The sequence below is a fragment of the Stieleria sp. JC731 genome, assembly GCF_020966635.1.
Lineage (GTDB): Bacteria > Planctomycetota > Planctomycetia > Pirellulales > Pirellulaceae > Stieleria.
On record NZ_JAJKFQ010000005.1, the window covers coordinates 1,080,510 to 1,102,020 of the forward strand.

Annotated in this window: 18 protein-coding genes; 11 read left to right on the forward strand and 7 right to left on the reverse strand. The window is 53.8% G+C overall.

Features of this window, described 5'->3' with window-relative positions:
* Positions 1-11: 11 nt before the first annotated feature.
* Positions 12-1,349, reverse strand: a complete 1,338-nt coding sequence (der, locus tag LOC67_RS14975) for a ribosome biogenesis GTPase Der (protein ID WP_230263417.1) — start codon at positions 1,347-1,349, stop codon at positions 12-14.
* A gap of 136 nt (positions 1,350-1,485) precedes the next feature.
* On the opposite strand from der, the gene LOC67_RS14980 reads away from it, so the two are divergent.
* The 3 genes from LOC67_RS14980 to LOC67_RS14990 all read left to right on the forward strand — a co-directional run bounded on the left by LOC67_RS14980 (position 1,486) and on the right by LOC67_RS14990 (position 6,946).
* Complete coding sequence (locus tag LOC67_RS14980) at positions 1,486-2,382, forward strand: uracil-DNA glycosylase family protein (RefSeq protein ID WP_230263418.1); 897 nt, start codon at positions 1,486-1,488, stop codon at positions 2,380-2,382.
* A 143-nt stretch (positions 2,383-2,525) separates the two neighbouring features.
* Complete coding sequence (locus LOC67_RS14985; protein WP_230263419.1) at positions 2,526-4,163, forward strand: glutamate ligase domain-containing protein; 1,638 nt, start codon at positions 2,526-2,528, stop codon at positions 4,161-4,163.
* A gap of 320 nt (positions 4,164-4,483) precedes the next feature.
* Entirely contained in the window at positions 4,484-6,946 is a 2,463-nt protein-coding gene (locus LOC67_RS14990) for a polysaccharide biosynthesis tyrosine autokinase (protein WP_230263420.1), read from the forward strand.
* A gap of 522 nt (positions 6,947-7,468) precedes the next feature.
* Here LOC67_RS14990 and LOC67_RS14995 read toward each other — a convergent pair.
* Positions 7,469-8,530 carry a peroxiredoxin family protein gene (locus LOC67_RS14995; protein WP_230263421.1) on the reverse strand — a complete coding sequence of 354 codons (1,062 nt, stop codon included), beginning with the start codon at positions 8,528-8,530 and terminating at the stop codon, positions 7,469-7,471.
* 324 nt (positions 8,531-8,854) lie between these two features.
* Here LOC67_RS14995 and LOC67_RS15000 point away from each other — a divergent pair, with 324 nt between their 5' ends.
* Both LOC67_RS15000 and LOC67_RS15005 read left to right on the forward strand, forming a co-directional pair.
* Positions 8,855-9,916, forward strand: a complete 1,062-nt coding sequence (locus tag LOC67_RS15000) for a peptidase (RefSeq protein WP_230263422.1) — start codon at positions 8,855-8,857, stop codon at positions 9,914-9,916.
* A 163-nt stretch (positions 9,917-10,079) separates the two neighbouring features.
* Positions 10,080-10,844 (forward strand): metallophosphoesterase, encoded by a 765-nt coding sequence (locus LOC67_RS15005; RefSeq protein ID WP_230263423.1) that lies wholly within the window; start codon positions 10,080-10,082, stop codon positions 10,842-10,844.
* Here the strand turns inward: LOC67_RS15005 and LOC67_RS15010 are convergent.
* The 5 genes from LOC67_RS15010 to LOC67_RS15030 all read right to left on the reverse strand — a co-directional run bounded on the left by LOC67_RS15010 (position 10,821) and on the right by LOC67_RS15030 (position 17,054).
* Positions 10,821-12,596 (reverse strand): hypothetical protein, encoded by a 1,776-nt coding sequence (locus LOC67_RS15010; RefSeq protein ID WP_230263424.1) that lies wholly within the window; start codon positions 12,594-12,596, stop codon positions 10,821-10,823. The genes LOC67_RS15005 and LOC67_RS15010 overlap by 24 nt on opposite strands.
* 204 nt (positions 12,597-12,800) lie before the next feature.
* Positions 12,801-13,727 (reverse strand): alpha/beta hydrolase, encoded by a 927-nt coding sequence (locus LOC67_RS15015; protein WP_230263425.1) that lies wholly within the window; start codon positions 13,725-13,727, stop codon positions 12,801-12,803.
* Between the two features lie 135 nt (positions 13,728-13,862).
* Positions 13,863-14,435 carry a class IV adenylate cyclase gene (gene cyaB, locus LOC67_RS15020; RefSeq protein WP_230263426.1) on the reverse strand — a complete coding sequence of 191 codons (573 nt, stop codon included), beginning with the start codon at positions 14,433-14,435 and terminating at the stop codon, positions 13,863-13,865.
* A 12-nt stretch (positions 14,436-14,447) separates the two neighbouring features.
* The gene (locus LOC67_RS15025) at positions 14,448-15,539 is read right to left on the reverse strand and encodes a hypothetical protein (protein ID WP_230263427.1); all 1,092 of its coding nucleotides are present in this window, start codon (positions 15,537-15,539) and stop codon (positions 14,448-14,450) included.
* Between the two features lie 123 nt (positions 15,540-15,662).
* On the reverse strand, positions 15,663-17,054 hold the full coding sequence (locus tag LOC67_RS15030; protein ID WP_230263428.1) for a hypothetical protein: 1,392 nt from the start codon (positions 17,052-17,054) through the stop codon (positions 15,663-15,665).
* A gap of 6 nt (positions 17,055-17,060) precedes the next feature.
* Here LOC67_RS15030 and LOC67_RS15035 point away from each other — a divergent pair, with 6 nt between their 5' ends.
* The 6 genes from LOC67_RS15035 (at position 17,061) to LOC67_RS15060 (ending at position 21,507) form a co-directional block, all read left to right on the forward strand.
* Positions 17,061-17,291: a hypothetical protein gene (locus LOC67_RS15035; RefSeq protein WP_230263429.1), complete on the forward strand. Its 231-nt coding sequence runs from the start codon at positions 17,061-17,063 to the stop codon at positions 17,289-17,291.
* A gap of 98 nt (positions 17,292-17,389) precedes the next feature.
* Positions 17,390-18,556 carry a hypothetical protein gene (locus LOC67_RS15040; protein WP_230263430.1) on the forward strand — a complete coding sequence of 389 codons (1,167 nt, stop codon included), beginning with the start codon at positions 17,390-17,392 and terminating at the stop codon, positions 18,554-18,556.
* Positions 18,557-18,693: 137 nt separating this feature from the next.
* A complete protein-coding gene (locus LOC67_RS15045; protein ID WP_230263431.1) occupies positions 18,694-19,227 on the forward strand; it encodes an NUDIX domain-containing protein in 534 nt (177 codons plus the stop codon).
* Positions 19,224-19,904, forward strand: coding sequence for a futalosine hydrolase (mqnB, locus tag LOC67_RS15050; RefSeq protein ID WP_230263432.1), 681 nt, complete (start codon positions 19,224-19,226; stop codon positions 19,902-19,904). Before LOC67_RS15045 ends, mqnB begins: the two co-directional genes overlap by 4 nt.
* Positions 19,905-19,989: 85 nt before the next feature.
* On the forward strand, positions 19,990-20,835 hold the full coding sequence (locus LOC67_RS15055) for a 1,4-dihydroxy-6-naphthoate synthase (protein WP_230263433.1): 846 nt from the start codon (positions 19,990-19,992) through the stop codon (positions 20,833-20,835).
* A 186-nt stretch (positions 20,836-21,021) separates the two neighbouring features.
* Positions 21,022-21,507: a low molecular weight protein-tyrosine-phosphatase gene (locus tag LOC67_RS15060; protein WP_230263434.1), complete on the forward strand. Its 486-nt coding sequence runs from the start codon at positions 21,022-21,024 to the stop codon at positions 21,505-21,507.
* The last annotated feature ends 4 nt before the right edge of the window (positions 21,508-21,511 follow it).

Genomic DNA, 21,511 nt, shown 5'->3' on the forward strand with positions numbered 1-21,511 from the left:
AGCGTCAAATCTTACTTGTTAATCGCGTCCATTTCGTCGTTGCGAGCACGTTTCTGCAGGTACAGCTTGATTGGAACTTCGCCAAATTTTAAGTGATCTCGCAGCACGCTCAATAAATAACGTCGATAGTCATTCGCGAATGCCTTTGGGTCATTGCACATCACGACGACGGTCGGCGGTTCAGTTGCAACTTGGGTCGCATAGTAAACTTTCGGCCGACGGTTTTGATACATCGGTGGTTGGTGGGCTTCGATCGCGCCTCGGATCAGGCGGTTAAGCTGTCCGGTGGAAACGCGTTCCCGGGCTTGCTTGAACAACATCGTCGAGTGGTTCAAAAGTGCTTTCACGTTCTTGCCGGTCTGCCCGGTGATGAACGCGATCGGGGCGTAGGCAAGCGTGGGGAATTGTCGCCGGATGTAGCGGACCCAGCGGTCTGTTGGGACGGTGCCGTGCAGTTGATCCCATTTGTTGATCACAAAGATCACCGGCTTGTGGTTTTCGATCACGTAGCCGACCAGTTGTTTGTCGACTTTGCTGACCGTTTCGGACGCGTCGAAAAACATCAGCACCACATCGGCGCGGCGGATACTCCGTTGGGCCCGGTGTGTACCGTAGAATTCCAAGTCGGTTCGCTGACTTTTTCGCTTGCGCAGACCTGGCGTATCAATCGCGATGAAGGTTTGTCCGTCGACTTCGAAGCGGACGTCAACGCTATCGCGAGTCGTTCCGGCGACTTCGCTGACAATCATCCGATCGGACTCGGCCAACGTGTTGACGAAGGTACTTTTACCAACGTTTCGACGTCCAACGATCGCGATCTTCATCGTCGGTTCGTTGATCGATTCGTCCGACGGTGGCAGACGATCGAGGATCAATTCCATCAGTTCAGATCGGTTACGGTTCTGAGTGGTACTGACGGTGACCAATCGTCCGCGACCGAGTCGGTGAAACTCTTCCGCCAAATTGTCTTGGTGTGGCTGGTCGGCTTTGTTGGCGACCAAAATCACCGGGCGTTCGATACCACGCAAACGCTCCACAACCAATTCGTCCAGCGGCATTGGGCCGGTTAGGACGTCGACGACCAGCAAAATGACATCGGCCGATTCGATCGCCAAATCGATCTGTCGTCGAACATCGGCGGTCAGGTCGTCCGGGTCATCGATGCCCAACCCCCCGGTGTCGGTCAGTTCGAAAAATGCGTCTTCGTTGTTGATAAGCGTCGTCATGCGGTCGCGCGTGACGCCCTCAAAGTCGTCAACAATGGCCAAGCGACGGCCTGCTAACCAGTTAAATAGACTGCTTTTACCGACGTTGGGGCGACCGACGATGGCTACTTGGGGAACAGGCATGGTGTGAGAGTTTTGGGCTGATAATCAATGAAATCGGACGAAAATGCCGGCAGCTACCCCTGAATCGTGGACGCCCGCCGCTGGTATGTTAAACCGCGTGGTGCAATTCCAGTAGCCGGTGTGTTATCAAACCATCATGAACGACTCATCAAAAAAACTTGATCCCTCCACGGTTCTGTCCGGGACTGGTGCTCTGGCTGACCATTTGCAGCGATTGGGAGTTCAGTGGCTGCCCCAGGTGAACGCCGATTCGGTAAACGCATTAGCCGAGTTTTTTGCGATTGGTGGGACCGATGAGGAGCATTCTTCCGCGAAGCCAGCGGTGTCGGATGCACCGGCGGCAGCGATTTCAACTGCTTCGCAGCCGACCGAGACAGTCGCTCCGCCGCAAACTTCGGCACCGGCGTTTTCCCTCAGCGGTGAAGTCGACAATGCCGCCGCCAGCTACCCCGGAACTTCGTTGTCAGCGGAGGCCCGGACAGAGCGACTGGCAAAGGCCGCCGAGCGGGTCGCCGGATGCATGAAGTGCGAGGTGCTTGCCAAGTGCCGCACCAAGACGGTCTATGGCGAAGGCAACGTATCACCTCGTGTCGTGTTCTTTGGCGAAGGCCCCGGACGTGATGAAGATATCTCCGGTCGTCCCTTCGTCGGCAAAGCCGGTCAGCTGCTCACGAAGATGATCGAGGCGTGTCAGTTCAAGCGTGAAGACGTTTACATCATGAACACCGTCAAGTGTCGCCCTCCAAACAATCGCAATCCCGAAACGACAGAGATCGAAAACTGTCGCGAGTACTTCGAGGCTCAACTCGATACCTTGCGTCCGGAGTACATCGTTTGTTTAGGCTTGGTCAGCGCACAAGCACTGCTGAAAAACAAACTGTCGGTCGGACGGATGCGAGGAAAGTTCCATCGATACTTTGATAGCAAAGTGCTCGTGACGTATCACCCTTCTTATCTTTTGCGAACGCCAGCGGCAAAAAAGGCGGCGTGGTCTGATTTACAGATCATGTTGCGAGATGCTGGCATGATTTGATTGTCCGCAGTTTGAAAAATCGACCTTGACCGAAATAGCGATCGAAGAACAATCATCATTGTTGCGGGTGCCTAAAAGAGAGCGAATGGATCGCTCGGCACTTTGCATCTCTGAAATACAAAGATGTGCACGGAGGCCATCCTATGCGTCACGCGTTCTACGATCGCCATTCGATTGATTTTCAAACATCAATCCATCACGACGCAGTTGAGCGAACTGTCTCGATCAGCAAGTCAGAACCTCGAGCCTGGGTGCCGCCGATGATGTCGGCCTCGGTTGAGGAAGTCGAAGTCTCAACCGTCGAAGTTTCTGTCGTGCTCTCGAAAGCTTTGTCGCACGCACGGTTCTTTGGTTGCCAAGACATGGAAGTCGAGACGATCGCGTACGACTTCCGAAACTGTTCCGAAGGTGAAACCGTTTTGTATCGCGTTGGACAGGACGAGCCGACCGAATTCGTCGCAACGGTGCTTGCTCGCGGTGCATCCGGAATCATCACCGAGCAGATGTTGCCATGTCCTTTGCCACAGTGTGTGGTCAGCAGCGTTGATCATGCGTTGGCAAAGATCGCGGCGAAACGAAACAACCGACCCGACCGTCGATTGTTGACCGTGGGCGTTCTCGGCAGCAGTGGTAAAACGTCAACATGTCTGATGTTGGCAACCATGATGAAGTCCTTCGGGATGCGAGTTGCCTATCAATCTGATCTGGGCAGCAGCGACGGTGTGATGTCCGAAACCGCCGGGCAGGCTTTGCCTCGCGGAGAGCAGCTGATTAACTGGCTAGGCGAGTCTGCAGATTGCATGAGCCGCGCGGCAATCATCGAGATTGATGATCAGATCGCCCGCAACGGAGGCTATGACTGCATTCAGTTCGACGTGCTGATCGTGGCGGGTAAAGATGCACCGGGTGAAGACTTCGGCCCAAGTTCACTGCAGTGTATGGCTGATCGATTGACGCCATCGGGCGTCATCATTGCTCCTGAGGGCAACGAGCGAATCGACCAAGTCGTCGCCCAGGCAGAGTGTCAATCGCTGGGCTATGGCACGACAACCGGTTGTGAATTTGGTGCAAACATTATCGACCAGTCGGGCGGCATGTCGACGATCATGTTGTCCGCAGGCGATACGAGCGCGATGATGGAAACATCGTTGTGTGGTCACGCGATGGCGGCAAATATCGCGGCCGCTTCGACATTGGGAGTTTTGCTGGGTTATTCGGTCCACCAAGTCGCCGAAAGCTTGTCGACACTTCGTAGTATTCCGGGGCGAGCACAGCGGTTGGCAGACTTTGGTCGTGCGACTGTAGTGTTGGAAAACGGCGGACGCCCGGATCGCATTTTTGCGTCACTTCGAACCGCACGTGCAACCACGGTGGGTGGAAAAGTTTGGTGCGTCTTGTCGCTTGGTGACTTTGCGAACTCGAACGAACTTGCCCGAGTCGGCGCGATGATCGAACGCCATGCCCATCGATGCATTGTGACGGGCGACAGTGACGACGCCGCTTTTCTGCAGCGTGCACATCAGTTGCTTGATGGAGTAAAAGAGTGTGCGGCGATTCGTTTAGTAGCCGACAACCAGAAGGCGCTTCGTTGGGCAATCCGCCATGCGGATCCGCGAGACACGATCGTCGTATTCACGAATCAAAAGGCAACTTCCCCGCACCAGGATCGTTTGGTGTGGAGCGAAATCGAGTCTTGGGTTGAAGACGAACGCAAGTCTGTTGAAGTTGCCGATGCGTCCAGTCCTCAGGCGACAAAAATCTCTTTGAAGCTCTATCGATAAACGGCGACGGCTGTTTGGAACGACCAGATAGAAAGTCTGGGAAGTCGACAGTCAAAAACAAACAATGAACATCGCAAAAGTGTCCGCGGTAACCGCGGGCACTTTTTTATTTGACGAAACCCTGCCGGTGGTTGGTCAAGAACAATGACTTGAGCTTTGGCGTCGAAAGTGAGGGAAAGTCCTCGGGTCAATAGGGCAATCCTGGGAATGTGAAGATAACCACAACCTAAGCTCCGAAATGGACACTAATTCCCCCTGAATAACTTTCGACCTGTAACAGACCCATGCTTCACCACGATCCGTCAACGTCATTGAACGACATGCGACCGATCGATGATGTACAGCAAGATGAGCATGGGCAAGCAGTCTTGTCGATCCTTTGGCGATTCCGCTTTCTTGTCGTGTTTTGTGTGACCTGCGGGATCACACTGGGGCATTGGTATCACCGGCAAAAACCCGCACAGTACCGTGCGACGACGAAGCTGATGTTCCGAACGGATGCCCCGCTTGCACTGGACAGTTCGACCGGATTGCTCCGTGGCGGATTGCCCAGCGGGCAACTGCTAAAGTCATTGATCAATTCGAAAGCGATCGTCGGTCGGGTCAAGGACAACGAAAACCTTCGCAATGTTCCGGCACTGCAAGGGATGACGGACCGTGCGATCGTTCGGCTCGTCAAACAAGGGATTCACTTTCAGTCGGAAACCGATTTGAAAGACTCTCACGATCGGCTCATTGCAGTCCTGTCGTTTGAGCACAGTGATCCGGCTGTGTGCGCGGCTGCCGTCGATGCGGTCAGTGAAGCAATCGGCGAGCATTTCCAAGAGGAACGCGAGTCGACGATCAACGAGTTCACGCGGCTAATCAACAAGGCGCAAGACAAATTGCTGCCACAGCAAGCTTCATTGGAAAATGAATACAAGCGTTTTCGAAGCGAAGCACCTTTGGAATGGGATACCGCTGGCAAGGCGATCAACCCGCACCGTGAACGATATGACCATCTGCAAGGGATGCGTCAAAGCCTCGAACGTCAAAGACGGCAACTTGGCACCGAATTGCTGTTCGTGACGAACATGAAATCACAAGGGCAAAATCCTGACTATGTCGCACGAGTCATCAGCGAACTGAGCGACGCGGCTCACGACTTAAGCGACGCGCCGGTCGGGATTCGAAAGCTATTGGAGATGAAAGGCGACCTGGATTTGCAACAGATCGAAATCGAAAAGTCTCTGGTGCCGCTACAAATCAAACTGGAGCAACTCGAAACAACGTTCGGTTCGTCACACCCAGAAGTGAAAGCGTTGTCGATGGAAATCGAAGCGTCGAAGCGACGACTGGGAGAGCTGAATCGATTGGTCATGGAACGCCGACAGGAATTAGAATCTGTTGACGGTCATGGCGTCGGTCACCTGTTTGGCAAAAACGATCGTTCGGTTGCGGCCGATTTGGTCGATGCGTTCATCTGCGGGTTGCGCGAGCGAATGAAGGTGACTCAAAAGGAAATTGAAGATCTTGATAAGCAGATCGATGCCGAAAAACGCGCAGCCGACGAACTAAAGCACTTCGAAGAAGATGAGGCTTCGTTTCAACGCCGGATTGCCAGCGTTCAAGGAATGTTGATCCAGCTCGAAGAGCAGCTCGCAGGGCTGAAGCTTGTCGATATGGATGGCGGAATCATTGTCGACCATCTTTGGGGCAGCGCCGGTGCAGCACGAATCGGTCCCGACCAAAAGAAGGACTTGCTTGCCGGCGGAATGATAGGATTCATTCTCGGCGGCATCATTTCAATTCTGATCGAATTCTGGTCGATGACGTTCCGCAGTGCCGGAGAGATTCAGCGGGCATTGCGAGTGCCAGTGTTGACTCATATTCCAGTCGACGCGAGCCGAGTCAAACGTCGACCTAACGACGGCAACGATGCCTTGTCGACCTTATGCGAAAAAATTGCGGTGGTCCACCGTCCGCATTCGCCTGCCGCCGAAGCGGTCCGTGCGGTCCGTACTGCGTTGTTGCTTGAACGAAAGCAAAGCGGTAGCCAAGTGTTCCAAATTACCAGTCCGTTGCCCGGCGATGGAAAAAGCACCTTGGCAGCCAACGTTGGTTGTTCAATTGCCCAAACCGGCAAACGCACTTTGTTGATCGACTTGGATTTGCGCAGTCCGCGATTGTCGCTGCGATTTAACCTGCAAGCTGACGTCGGATTGGCCAACGTCCTCAACGGCGAAATCAGTGTTTCCGAAGCGATTCACCAGTCGTCGATCGAATACTTGGATATTTTGCCTTGTGGGCCACTGCCGGCGAACCCTGCCGAAGCGTTGACGATGCCGGATATCGTCGAAATTATCAGCTGGGCACGCGAACGCTACGACTGCATCATCATCGACACGCCACCACTGTTGATGGTCAGCGACCCATCGATCGTTTCTAGCTACGTCGATGCAGCCATCATGGTGATGCGAATCGGACATCGGTGCAAGCCAAACGCAAAAGAAGCATTGTCGATGCTGCGTTGGTCGGGAACCAAAGTCATTGGCGTCGTCATCAACAAACTATGCACTCGTAGCCAAGCCTACAAAGCGAGCGCAAGTGGCGGCTACCAATCGATTGGGTATGGCTACGGTGACAAGTATCGCCGTCGCTATCAACGCGAGGTCAATGCGAAGGACACATACCTAATCAAAGCCAAGGGGTCGACACATCGGATCGATGGTCCGGGGCAGGAAGTCGAACCGGTGAAAGAGAATGCCAGCCGCAAAACCAGAAAGCGGGACAGGCGACGTTGATCGAGGTCCCGGCTTGTTATGACGTTGGTTAGCAACGTCGACGTATTGATCACCCATATGAAAATACGGGTTCGGGTCATCAGCCGACGGGCGCTAGCCCCGGTTATTGCACTGAAACCGTAGCTAACGCCATGCGGCTAATCCTAAATACGGGTTAGGGTCATCAGCGGATGGGCGTTTGCACCGGATATTGCATTGAAACCGTAGCTAACGCCATGTGGCTAATCCTAAATACGGGATCGGGGCATCAGCCGATGGGCGTTAGCCCCGGTTATTGCACTGAAACCGTGGCTAACGCCATACGGCTAATCCTAAATCCGGGTTCGGGTCATCAGCCGACGGGCGTTAGCCCCGGTTATTGCACTAAAACCGTGGCTAACGCCATTCGGCTAATCCTAAATACGGGTTCAGGGCATCAGCCGATGGGCGTTAGCCCCGGTTATTGCACTGAAACCGTAGCTAACGCCATACGGCTAATCCTAAAATCGAGTTGGATCGAACCACTAGCGTTGCCAAAGGAGCTTACTCGGCGGATTCTTCCACCGACTCTTCAGCAGGTTCTTCTACAGGGCCCAGCAGCTTTGCCAACTGTTTTCCCAGTTCTGGTCCGCGTGCGTTCAGCGAGACCACTTTGCCTTCTTCATTAACGAGCCAGACTGATGGGATCGCGTTGATTCCGTATTCGACGGCCATCGGGTGCTTCCATCCGGCGTCGTCTTCGAAAAGGTTGACCCACGGGACGTCTTCTTTTTCGATGAACGTTTCTAAGCGTTCGCGGTCGGTGTCCAGGCTGATGCCAACGACGTCAAAGCCTTTGTCGTGATAGCGTTCGTAGTTTTCCCGAACATTGGGCGCTTCTGCGATACAGGGACCACACCATGTCGCCCAGAAGTCAACGAGCACAACTTTGCCACGATATTGCGACCAGTCGAACTTGTCTCCACTGACCAGATTGCCAACCAAATCGATCTCTTTACCGAGCAGCGCCAAGCGTTTAGCTGACGATTCGAAACGTGCTTGTAGAGATCGCAATCTTGGGTCGGAAAGCTCGCTCAAGATCTCCGCAAATGACTTATTCGCTTTTAACGCCAAATCTGGATCGCCGGCACGTTCTAGATACGTTGCCAGATTCAAAGCGTTCCTCAGGTTGGGCTGTTGTGGGTTGACTTCCAGGATGATGTTAAGCTCACGCGTTGTCATCGCGAGTAGCTTTTCTTGTTCTTCAACACTCAGGTCGGCAACTTCACGGATCCGGTTGGGCAGAACTAACTTCGCTGCGATCGCGAAGTGACGATCGGAAAGGTCGTCGCCCTGGGCCAAGATCTGTTCCGACGCTTCACGCATCGCGTCATTAATTTTGGCCTGAGCGTCGTTGAACTGTCGATTCAGCTCGGTTTGCAACTCACTGAGTTCGTCGACGTATTGAACGATTTCATCCAAGTCACCATCAGGGACTTCGAATTCGCCAATATCAATCATCGTCGCTGGTTGCGATTGGGTGTCTTGTTCAACGTCTTGAGCGACTGCTGGGGTAGCGGCAAGAACAGCAGCAACGACTAGTGACAAGAATTTACCTTGGCTCATCGCAATTCCCTTTCGGTTTTTGTAAGAGACTGGTCGTGAACGTCAGATTGACGATCAGGTAAAGAATAACAAGTCCGGACGATTTGGCTGAACAAACCCATTGAAAAACCTTGTCATTCTGATTCATTTCATCACGCAATGGTGGGTGTTTGTACCCGGCGGAATTGGGCAAGGCTTCGCTGTGTTTGTCTAAAACACTTTGTCAACTCGCGTTGCCTAAACGTCAAAGTTGGCGTCGACACTTTGCCGACCACCTGATCCAACTTTGGTAAACTAGGGCACCGGACCCCGGTCGTTCCCCCCACGCTATTTGGCCTTCCAACAATGCTGCCCAAGCTTTCACGTCGACGATTTGTCGCAGCCGCTGCTGCTGCCGTTCCTGCAATCATGACTGCCAAACGATCTGCCGCACAAAACGTGCTCGGTTCGGGCGACTTTCAGTTCCGCTATGAACACGCTTGGCCACAGCTTCCAGACCAGTACCACTGGCAAACGACCCATAACGTCACTGTTGACGATCAGAACCGTTTGTACGTCATCCATGAAGGTCAGTCGAAACTCGCTGACCATCCTGCAATTTTTGTCTTTGACGAAGACGGTCGGTTTGTCAAAGCGTTCGGAGAACAGTTTCAGGGTGGTGGACACGGCTTGGACATCCGAACCGAAAACGGTACGCCTTTTATCTACGTCTCTGGCTATCAGCACCTGAAGACGATTTGCAAACTGACGCTCGACGGCGAGGTCGTTTGGCAAAAGTACGCACCGATGAAGTCTGGCAAGTACGCCGAGGGCGAAGCATCGAACCCCAAAGCAAAATGGGGACGCGACCGATTCATGCCAACCAACTTTGCGTTCTTAGACAATGGAGATTTCTTGGTTGCCGACGGGTATGGCGCGTATGTCGTGCACCAGTACGATGCCGACGGGAATTGGAAGGGCGTGTTTGGTGGGGCCGGTGATGGTAACGGAACATTTAACCTGCCGCACGGGATCTGGATTGACCGACGCGGTGATTCGCCAATGATTGTTGTCGCAGATCGAGCCCACAACTCGTTGCAGGTTTTTGATATGGATCACAACTACATCAGAACCGTTGATGGGTTTGGACTGCCAGCCAATATCGATACGCACGGTGACTTGATGCTCGTCCCAGAGTTGGTCGCACGAGTTTCGTTGTTGGACAAAAACTTCAATACCGTCGTCACATTGGGGGATGATCGCGAAAGAGTTTCTGCGGACAAAAAGCGATCGATTCGTGCAAACCCCTCGAAATGGATTGATGGAAAATTCGTCCATCCCCATGACGCTTGCTTTGATAAAAATGGCGATATTGTCGTCGCCGAGTGGGTTTCGACCGGCAGAATCACCAAGCTCACTCGCGTCTAACATCTCAATATTCGATGCGAAATCGCAACATTCGCCAGCGTTTCGCATGGAATCGATGCACCATCGGCTAGGCAAGTTCACTAAAGTGCATCAGGCATGATCAAATATCGAGCCTGCATTCCGTGTAGGCTTTTAGCGGCAGTCAGAACGAACACCACACGCAATGAACTTTTCGACGAATAACGACGGCCAAGCTTTAACTGGCAACAGCTGTTTCGTCTCCGATCTACACCTATTCTCTCGCCGTTCGACGGGCGATCAGGTCGTGCAGTCGCTACATCAGAAAGCACGCGATTGCCATACGCTGGTTCTCGGTGGCGATATCTTCGATTTCAAGTGGAGCTCCGATCCCTGCCCGGATAGCACACTGAACCGAGCCGAGACGTGGATTGAAGATTTACTTCGTCAAAGTGATCGTTGCGAGTTCCACTACATTCTTGGCAACCACGATTCGCACCCTCTGTTTGTTGATCGATTGAGGACTTTGGCGGCACGGTTTCCGAATTTTCAGTGGCATCGCTATTTTGTGCGATTGGATCACTGTCTATTTCTTCATGGCGATGTCGCAGACGGTTCGTTGGATCACGCGCGTCTGGATGCGCGACGTGAGAGGATGGAGAAAAAGAAACGACGCCATCCGGTGCTGCACTATGCCTACGATTTGGCAATCCACGCCAGGTTGCATCGGCTTGCGATCCTTTCGATTCGTGAAATCGTTGTGCTCGGACGCATCCGCGAGTACTGCGAAATTATCGGGCAAGATCCCGATGCCGGTGTGACGGACGTATATTTCGGTCACACCCATTTCGACTTGGACGGAGTCGACTATCAAGGGCTAACGTTTCACAACGGTGGGGCAGCGATCAAAGGCCTTCGATTTAGAATTGTCGATGCATCCTTGCGTTCACCAGCGACGATTCGGGTTTGACGTTCGTCCGAGCTTGATTGCCGGTTGTGCAGGCTTTTTGCGAATGATGACGACGCAATCCGCGTCTGTTGATCGCTCACTATCGGCATCGATCGAGTGAACCACACCGGCGACGGGCGATGCGAAATCTTGCGAGCTTGTGCGTTGGACCAATTGGTCGCGTTTGCTGTTGAGCGAATCGAGAAACCGTTTTGCTTCATCGATCGAGCTCTGCAGATAGGTCCTGGATTGGAAGACACCTGCAGAAACCAACATCTGCTCTTCGCTTTTGGCGGACGCGAGCTCGGCCTGTTTGAGTGCCAACTGTCGCTCGGCAAGGACTAGCTCGGCTGTTTCAAGTTCGTCATGCAATGCGACAACGTCTTTGCGTTCGACTTTGCGTTGCCGAATCAAGGGGATCATTTCGTCCGCACGTTTTTCAAGCGTTGCAAGATTCGCCATCGCCGATTGATAAGATTCACGGCATGACGCTTCGGTCTGATCAAGTGATAAGCGAATCCGTTCGACCTGCGCTGTTAGTCGTTCAAGTTCGGCAGTTTGATCGGAAAGGTAGGTGGCGACGGTCGCAATTTCAAATTCCAGTTTTTTCAATGTGTTCGGATCGACCGGATGTGAAAACCGAGCGAGTGAGTCGCCAACCCGGATGGTTTGCCCTACGACAACGTTGACCTGTTCAAGTAAACCATCGGCCTTGAGAACGATGGGGATCAACTGCTCGGGTGCGGTTGCGACGCTATCAGGAAGTCGCGGCCTGGTTGCTGGTCCCATGGCCCACTGCATGGATCCCCAGCCAATCGACATTAGCACTGCTGCGCTAAGGCCGCGTCCCAGAGTTTTAAGCAGTTGCCGCTGCCTAGCGATGCGAGTATTGGCAAGGTTTCCAGGGGAAGGTTCCGGAGTCGTTGTGATCGTATACCGGGGGAGTTCTTGTTGGAAAACCAGTCGCTGCGGTGGCGGTGAGTCGGCAGGCGGTTGCGGACCGGTCAGGGTGAGCACGCTGGGATCCAGCAGCCAGGGGACTTGGTTGGTCAGGCTGGTTTCAGACGGATCAGACTGATGGGACGGATCGGACTGATTCGAATCGGTCTGATCGGACAGATCCGTCGGATTGGTCTGGTGATTGCCCGGCGCGTCCGGCAGGTCAGCCGGGATTGTCAGGTTGGTTTCAGACGGATCAGACTGATGGGACAGATCGGACTGATTCGAATCGGTCTGATCGGACAGATCCGTCGGATCGGTCTGGTGATTGCCCGGCGCGTCCGGCATGTCAGCCGGGATTGTCAGCTTGGTTTCAGACGGATCGGACTGATGGGACAAATCGGACTGATTCGAATTGGTCTGATCGGACAGATCTGTCGGATCGGTCTGAACCAATTCAGACTGCACGACAGGCTGTAGCTGGGCCAAGGATTTCAGCAGCACTCTCAGTTTCTGTTCGGTGCGTTCGGACAACTGGCCCAGTTCACCGACTAGCGTGATGTCATCGTATCGGTCAACCGCAAACTTAATGGGCAGTGAAACGCCTGAGGCTGTCACTAGAATCCCGGACCGGAACTTTCCATTGCCTGCCGATTGCCGAAGTGTATCGTGGTGCTCCTCAGAAACTGGGCTGTGCTGAGCTCTTGCGACAAACTTCAGTCCGTTGATCTGCGACAGCTGAAACCGACATCCCAACCAGCGCACCTCTCCCCAGCCAGGTTGAACCTGAAGTGAAAGCGTTGACGAAAAGGGAAAGCCCTCGTTCGTGTCCATGTCGGTCAAGGATAGATGGTTGGTCCTAAAAGTTGCGCTGGCGTTTGGCCCCAACCATCTTTTCGACATTCATCACTGTGACCGAGTACGCATTTCCGTGGCAATCGTGGAAGCGTTGCCGCCACGGAGATTTTATCACCTTGATATTCGGATCAATTGGTACGCCTGCTATCGGCGCACGCAATTGTCCAATCCGACCATTGGCTACTGGGCAGTAACGACGCCGAGGCTCCGCAACCACTTTTCACAAAGGGACGGCCATACGGAAGCTCCTGGCTGATCCTTTGCCAAACCAAGTCCGTGGCGGCCTTCTGGGAAGATATGAAGTTCAGCGGGGACTTTGTTATTAGCCAAGGCGTAGTAGTAATCCAAACTGTTTTGCGGTGGGACTGCTTTATCGGCGGCGGTATGAAACAGAAACGTCGGAGGTGTCTGTTCGCTAACGTGAGCTTCGCCAGAAGTGTCTGCGATGGTTGCTTCGTCAGCGTCGGGGCCAAGAAGATTACGCTGGCTCCCTTTGTGCGTGTGATCTTTTCCGAATGCGATTACCGGGTAGCACAAGATGCTGAAATCTGGACGAGACGAGACTTTGGAAATCGGGTCTGTGCCGGCATCCGTATCTGCATAGCGCGTCGACACGGTCGCACAGAGGTGACCGCCCGCTGAAAAGCCGATGACGCCGATGCGTTCCGGATCGATGTTCCATTTCGATGCATTGGAGCGCAGCGTTTGGATCGCTCGTTGAGCATCGTTTAGGGGGATGGGGTGCCCATAGCCTTTACCAGCGTTTCCTTTGCCGCGAAGTCGGTAAGTGCAAATCGCGGATGAGACGCCACGTTCTTTAAACCACTCGGCAAAGTCGTAGCCTTCGTGTCCGATTGCGTGACCGCCATATCCGCCACCGGGCAAAATCACGATCGCTGCGGTCGGTTGATCTGATTTGACGAGTGTCACGATCAACTTCGGAACATCGCCGTCGCCTTGGTGCTCCGATCCGGGAGCCATTCCATCCCAAAGCGGCATTTCGTGTTGCTCTGCAGCGAACTTGGGGCCTTCATTTTCAGCGGCGTGCATGAAACCGGTGTGGAGCAGCGCAAGGAGTAGACAGGAAACGGTGGCGACGTATCTCATTGGTGGGACCTGTGGGGAGGAATAGCAGAGTTGCTCCCACAGTTTAGCGAGCTCAGGCCCTCGAGTCTTAAACCGCGTGGGGACCGGCGACAAAAAAGAATTTGTCGATGATTCGGATCGGTTTCTGCGATGACGCTAGCTGAGACTCAGCAGCAGGCTCAAGTAGCTTCGACGCTCCGTTTCGTGCAGGCCCAGTTCAGCAGCCAGTGAGCGAATGCGATCGCCTGCCGCGGCAACCGCTTCTGGGCTTTCGTCATGGAGTAGGAGCTCGATCTCAGCATATGTGCCAACTTTTTCGACTCGGTCAACCGTCACCGAAAAGTCCGCACGTTCATCGTCTGGCGACCACTTAAACGTCTGACGTTGTTTGCGGACTGTTGCGACAGGTTCAAATCCCAGCGCGTTCATCAGCGATGTCATCTGCTCGCCTTCAGCGTCCGCGGGGGCCAAGCACCATTCGATCTCTTTACGAGCTTTCAAGTCTGAATCAGCGAGGTTTAGCTTGGGACCTTTATAGGTCACCGATGCGACACCATCGACGAGCCGTACCCTCAAGGCTTCTTTTGTTTGAGCGAAGTCGCGGCAGGGATGTCGCAGATACGTGTCAGCATGGGTTTCAATCGGTTGCCGCTGAGCACCAAGCGAAATCAAGTGTTCGCAGACAGCCGACGGGTCGTCGATCCGATATTTAGATTCAATTTCTAGCATCGCGAAGATGGATCACCGTGTTTGTTTTTCAAAGTAGTTGCGGATCAGCTTTGCAACGTGAGGGTCTCGTTCATTCACGATATGTGAACTGAGAATTCTAGCAACACGGGGGTGGGCGATCTTCGACAACGTGGTGACTGCTTCCATCCGATCGAGACGGCTTTGTCGTGAGAGCATCTTTGCCCAGTAATCGATGCGTGCGTTTTGGTATTCCTGCTCGCGTTGATCCGATGCGGTTTCTTCGGGAGTGTCCTGTTGTGGGCTCGATGCACCAATGCTTGGGCGAACCAAAACTGCAGCCGTCCGGCGATCGTTTGGTTCATCGGACACCTGATTCAACACGACAGCAGGTTGGTTGACTTTGTTTAGTGACGTCACTTGCTTGCGATAGATCGTTGGCGAAGTCGGTGGCCAGTCCGTCCAGTTGGTATCCGTCTGGCTAAGCATCGTTGGTGGAGTTGCCATGGAATCGCTCGAAGATTCTGTCTTGTCAGCGGTTGCGACCGATGCTGTGTCAGCGTTGTTGTTCTGCAGTAGCATCGCGATCGCATCAATCGCCATCATGCGAGACTGATTTTGTTCGGCGTCGATCCCAGGAGGAGTCTCTACCAGTTGTTCGAAAACTGCACGCGCGACTTGCTGGGCATGATCTTGGTGATGTCTAGTATCGGATTCCCGCCCCATCATCGAAGCGGTCAGTTCTCTAGCCAAGTTGCAGCGCAATCGCAGCTGTTCGTCGGTTTGGATTGTTGTCCACTGCGAATTGAGTTCGAATAGACGCCTCGCCGCTTCCTTGCAGGTCGCTTCGTTTTCACTGCAAAGGGCTTTGACCAGCAGTTTGGTTTTGTCTGTGTCGTCTTTGACAGTATCGATTTTCGACAACGAGTCTCCCGCATTGGGATCGTCTGTCAAATCGAATTGAGACAGCAGGTCGGCGACACGCAGCTTTTGCGAGTGCTTTTGCGCGAAGGTCAATCCGACGAACATCAAAATCGCGATCAACAGCCATTTTGCCGTCGATACGAATGTCTCACGAGATCGTTTTCCTTCTTCGGCGAAAGGTGAAAACGGATTGGGCATCCGGTCCAAGTCGCGGTCATCCATGAGACAGTCTGTGGCAAAAAGCGAGGGAGCGTATCGGGGGCGCTATCTTCGCCGAGTCGCTGATTTCGCCGCAAGATCAGCTGCATTTGCTGTCAAATGCATTCGCGGTGCCACGGCCATCGGCTACCTGTCAATTTTCATTTCATACAGCTTTTCACGATAAGCTTTTTGATCGGCCTGCCACTGTTTAAGAAGCGTATCAGTGACATCGACTCCGGCTAGCGTGTCGGAAATGATGGCGGGCAATGTGGTCAATTGGTTCGCCATAAATTGATGAGCGGCGAATAGGCATTTTCCACGGGCGTTAATCAGAACGGCTGTTGGTCTGGAGTCGAATTCACGAAGCGCCGCAGGTGCTGACACCAGGATCCATTCTGATTGCTCGACTCCGATCTGCCTCAGTTGCGCAGCACGGTCTGGACTGGTTACGACAACGGGCCGGACTTGTGCTCGCTGCTCTGGTGTAAGATTTGCCAGCTGCAGTGAAGCAAAGCTAATCAATTGCATGTCGGCAGCGACATTCGATTCGGCAGCGTCGTTCGTCGCTATGAAAAGCGTCAGAAGACGATCGACGCCTCGCTGGGTGACATCGTAGCGATCCGATGCATCGCGGACGCGAAACTTGGATAGCTCGCGACCAAGCTGTGGGTGGGGTGCGTGCGGAGGTAGCGGAAGCAGCGAACGCAGGTAAACGGGTCTTGAGGGAAAATCGTTTTTGGGCGCGCTTGGGAACGGTGCGCTAGATGTGTTAAATGTTGCGTCGGCTAACACCAGTTCTAGCGATGCGATACGAAAGCCTTCGACGGTGACTTCGACCTCGGCGACCGATGTTGGTAATTCGATCAGCTTGACGATCGAACGCTGACGGTCTACCCAGAATCGGTAGTATTCGCCTTCGACTTCGGCGAGCACAACAACGCAGTTAACGTTTTGCAATTGCATGATGCCGACGTATTCGATGCGGCTGACTTGTTTGCCGCGAAAGAGGTTGGCCATCGGGTCATCAGCGAGCAGCCATTCCAGTTGTGGAGGCGGGCCGCCCAGTCCGGCTTTCATTTTGGATGTCAGGATGGGATCGCGAAGCATCAGTTCCAGCGTCGGACGTTTGACCACCGCATCGCTGCCTCGCAAGCTTCCTCCGACAACAACCTGGCCATCATGCATGTTCGTACTGGGGTCGGCGATCCACCCCAGTGTTTGCTTTCCATCGGACCAAAGTCTTGCATCATAGGCTGCAAGCTGAATTTTGCCTCCTTCGAGGTGAACACTCATCGGCGCTTCTTCGGTGGTGCTCTGCCCATCACGCTCGACCACCATGCGAACAAAGCCTTGGTCGCGGTAGTGCTTTTCGTTTTGGTAGCGGCTGATCACGCTACGCAAATACTCGCTTGGCTGAATCGCTGGTAGCGTGACTTCTGCCACACGATTGTCGCCATCGCTGGATTTAGCAGCGGGTTGGCTATCCGTTCCGCACCCTGATTGTGCAAGCAATACGAAAGCGAGAAACCAAACCACCGATTGATGAAACCACAATTTGAAGTGGCTGTCGCGGCGAAGGCATGCAGTAACACAGAATCCCGTCTGATGCTGGCCGGAAAAAGGATTCGATTGGCGGGACATTCTGAACTGCAGAAAGAAGGGCCTTTGAATGGGCAGATTGGTGACGGTATGTCATACCAAATTGTTGGCTTTGACCGCGAGGTGGTTGCGTTTCTGCATCGAAACCGACATAACCGCGCTGAGAATGTGTGAGTCCGGAGCCGCAATTGAGCTCGGAAACGTGTTTTGCGTGACCGGATTTTCAGTCGGAGTGTAGATGTTTGTTTTTGCCACTAGGAACGATTTTCCTCATGCTGTTGTTTTCCGTACAAGACGCCAATATTGCTTCGGGCGAGACCTGGGAATTGACGCGGCCCAATGGTGCGAGCTGCGAGAACATTGTCGAAGCGACGGTCGACGCGCTTGCGGCACCCGTTGATTTTCCAGCCTTGGCGGCGGCCATTGTCCCCGGCGACCGAGTTGCTTTTGCCGTTGATCCGAACATCCCGTTCATCGATCAGGTGGTCAAAGGCGCGATTGATGCTGTTCGGAAAACGGAGGCGGGTGAAATCGACATCGTGTTGTGGGATGAAGCGACAGACGAGACAGTTGAGTTGGTCAAGCAAGTCGCCACAGGGTGTTCGGTCTACAGGCATCAGTGCGACTCAAGAGCCGAGTTGAGCTATTTGGCCGCGGACGCTGAGGCGGATCCGATTTATCTAAGCCGGTACTTGGTCGAAGCGGATTTCGTGCTTCCGATCATGGCGATCCGGCCCTGCGAACCAGGAGCGGACGTCGATGTGACGGGGATTTTTCCGACGTTGACCGATTCGGCAACCCGCCAAAGGGCAACGGAGCAATCCCTCCAAAAATCAGCCCATCGAAAAATGCCGACGGGCAATGTGATCAACAAAGAAGTCCCTTGGCTATTAGGCGTTCAATTGGTTTGCGGCGTCGTCGTCAACGATGCCGGTAACCTTGGGGCCGTTGTTGCCGGGACGATCGAAGCGATGGTCGAACAACAGCCTCCACAAGCCGCACCTGCCCGGGCCAGTTTGGTGATCGCATCGCTTGATGGGAACGATCAGCAGCAGAGCTGGGAAAATATTTTACGGGCGATTCGAGGTGCAGAATTGCAGGCTGACGACGATGCGACGATCGTTGTGTGGACTGAATTGTGTCATCCACCCGAGGGGGCCATGTTGGCGATTGACGATGATCAATTCGAAGAAACCGTTTCGCCAATCGGTGACGAAGCGGACGGCTTGCCCGCTTGGGACAGATCATACTCCCATGCCATCGCGTTAAGGCCAATGCTGCAAGATTATCGAATCTTGCTTCACAGTCAGCTTGCACAGGATGACGTCGAGCGTTTAGGTCTGGGGGTGGTTGAATCGCTAGCCGAGCTTGCGAACCTTTCACGTGGATTTGCGTCCTGCTGCGTTGTTCGTGCTGCAGGATATGCGGGCAACCTCTAGCTGCCCCACCTACTACTGGTTTGCGAGGGCTACTATCCTAATGATCAGACAATGAGGCGATCGGGAAGCTCTATTCTGGTTGCCACAAAACTCGCATCACCTCGATTTGATGACCGGAATGGTCACAGCCACCCGTCATGACGACTGCGATCGAAGATACCTACAAGTTCTGCCCGCGTTGCGGTAACCAGCATCCGACCCCGGGGGCGATTCCGTTCCGTTGCCCCGAGTGTCAATTCACAAACTTTTTTGGCCCGGTAGCGGCTGTCGGCGGTTTGGTGGTTGATGACCAACAGCGGTTGTTGCTGGTCCGCCGGGCTCGCGATCCAGGAAAAGGCCGTTGGGGGCTACCCGGTGGATTTGTCGATGTCGGAGAGACGATCGAAGACGCCTTGAAGCGTGAAATCACCGAGGAAACGCAGTTAGCAGTCGATTCGATCGATCTGCTCATGACTTTTCCAAATCAATACAACTACCGCGGTGTCGTCTCACAAGTGATCGACTTGTTTTACACATGTGAGGCCGTTGATGCCTCTGCGGTAACACTTGAAGAAAGCGAACTGGACGATTTCGTTTGGACGGTTCCTGATCAAAGCTACCTCGACAACATGGCGTTCGATTCCAATCGACGAGCGGTCGAGCGGTGGTTGCAGATGAGAGAACGCGATTGAAAACGCTTGTCTTGATTCCGACGGACATGGAGCGACGTGCGATCCAGTCCTCGTTGCCTGCCCTGCCCGAAGATTGGCAGGTGGAAGTGGTCGGTTTTGGTGTCGTTGCGGCGGCAATTCGAACGGCCGAACTGATCGGGCGATTGAAACCTTCAAAAGTCATCGTGGCAGGAATCGCAGGCGTCTACTGCGATGCACAAGTTGATCTCGTGGGCGATGCCTTTTGGTTTGATGAAGTTTCGATCGATGGAATCGGGATCGGGCAAGGCGATCAATTTCGCTCGGCGACTGAGCTCGGATGGAACTGGTACAACAGCGACTCCGATGACGGGGTTTCGCTTAAGCTCGATCGTCCCGAGCTATTGACCAATGATTCCCGGGCAATGAAGTTGCTGACAGTATGCGCCGCTTCGGTATCGATCGAGGAAGCCGAACAGCGTCGCAAGCGATACACAGGTGCGTTCGCTGAAGACCGCATCTGCTGTGAAGACAGCGTTTGCTGTGAAGACATGGAATCCTTTGCGGTTGCACTGGCATGCAAACGCAGTGAGATTCCCGTTCAAGTTTTGCGTGGCATTTCGAACGTTGCCGGCAATCGAGACAAGACAACTTGGCAAATCGGTGCGGCACTCCATGCCGTTGCTAACGAAATTCAAAAAGCGATTATCGAACAATAAGCCTTCGCCGCACGGTTACGTCGTCGGCGACATTGGCTTTGGGCAAATGACGACAAGTCGAGCAAAGACGACGACTGGATCTTAGATGACAACTTCACCGATTCGCCTGGGGATATCGACCTGCCCCAACGACACGTTTGCTTTTCATGCGATCTTGGAACGCAAGATCGATCTGGGCGGACTGGATTTTCAAATCGAGTTGTTGGACATCCAGCAGTTGAACGAACGGCTGTTCCAAGGCGACTTTGATGTCGCCAAATGTAGCTTCCATGCGGCATTGTTGCTGGCGGATCGGACCTGGGTGCTGCCTAGCGGTTCGGCATTGGGCTTTGGCGTCGGACCGCTTTTGCTGGCCAAGCAGTCAGGGATTCTTCCGCAGGAATCGGGGCGGATCACTTTGTGTCCTGGTGAGCACACGACGGCGACGATGTTGCTGAAGCTTTTCTATCCAGAGGCTTCGCAGGTCGAACAAGTCGTGTTTTCGGAGATCATGCCGCGTCTACAGGATCGCACGGCCGATTTTGGTGTCTGTATCCACGAAGGGCGTTTTACGTGGCAGCAGCAAGGGCTTGCCTTGATCGAAGATTTGGGGACTCGCTGGGAACGCGAGACATCGTGCCCGCTTCCGCTAGGCGGGTTGGTTGCCAGCCGAAATCTACCATCAGAGCTGACCAAGGCGGTGCAGTCGGTGGTGCAGCGATCGATCCAGTATGCAAAACAGCATCCGCAGGAAACGCTTCCGACCATGCGGCATTACGCTCAAGAATTCAGCGACGAAGTCTTAATGCAGCACGTCGATCTTTACGTCAATGACTGGACGGTTGACCTGGGGGAAGTCGGCCGAAAAGCACTGGCGATGTTGAATCAGAAAGCGATTTCGGCCGGTTTGATTCAGAGTGATACCCACGCGATCGAAGTGTTTTTGTCCTAAAGCTGGCTACCGCTTCCGGCATTGCCGCATTCTCTGTGCGACCGGCGGCCACGTTATCCGGTTATGTTGGCGGCGTCGTGTCAATTTAGGGCACTGATTCGGTGCCCCTCCCGCAGACCATTGATCGACCGATGAGGCATCGCATAGGCTATGTCCTTGCGATTTAACTCTGTCTATAAAAGATCAATGACCAAAAGTGTGCTATTTGTCTGCATGGGGAACATTTGCCGATCACCCGCAGCAGAAGCCGTAATGAAGCGTTTTGCCGAGGAATTCGGCGCCGATGTCGACGTCGATTCGGCTGGAACGCATGGGTATCACGTTGGCGAAAAGGCTGACGTCCGGATGCGAGCCGCGGCCGAAGCGCGTGGCTATGAATTGACTAGCTTGGCGCGGCAGGTCACCAAGGATGACTTGGAACCCGGGAAATTTGATCTCGTCCTCGCGATGGATAACGAGAACTACCACGGCTTAGTTCAGTTGGCTGGCAAGCCACGCGACCACATCCGTGTCTTCAGTGACTACTTGGATGACACCTGGCCGAACGATGTTCCCGACCCGTATTATGGCGAGGACGATGGGTTCGTTGAAGTTCTCGATATGCTCGAAGAAGGTTGTCCGGCAATTTTACAAACGTTAACCGGCGAAGAGCTATTTGACGAGGGATTTTAATCCG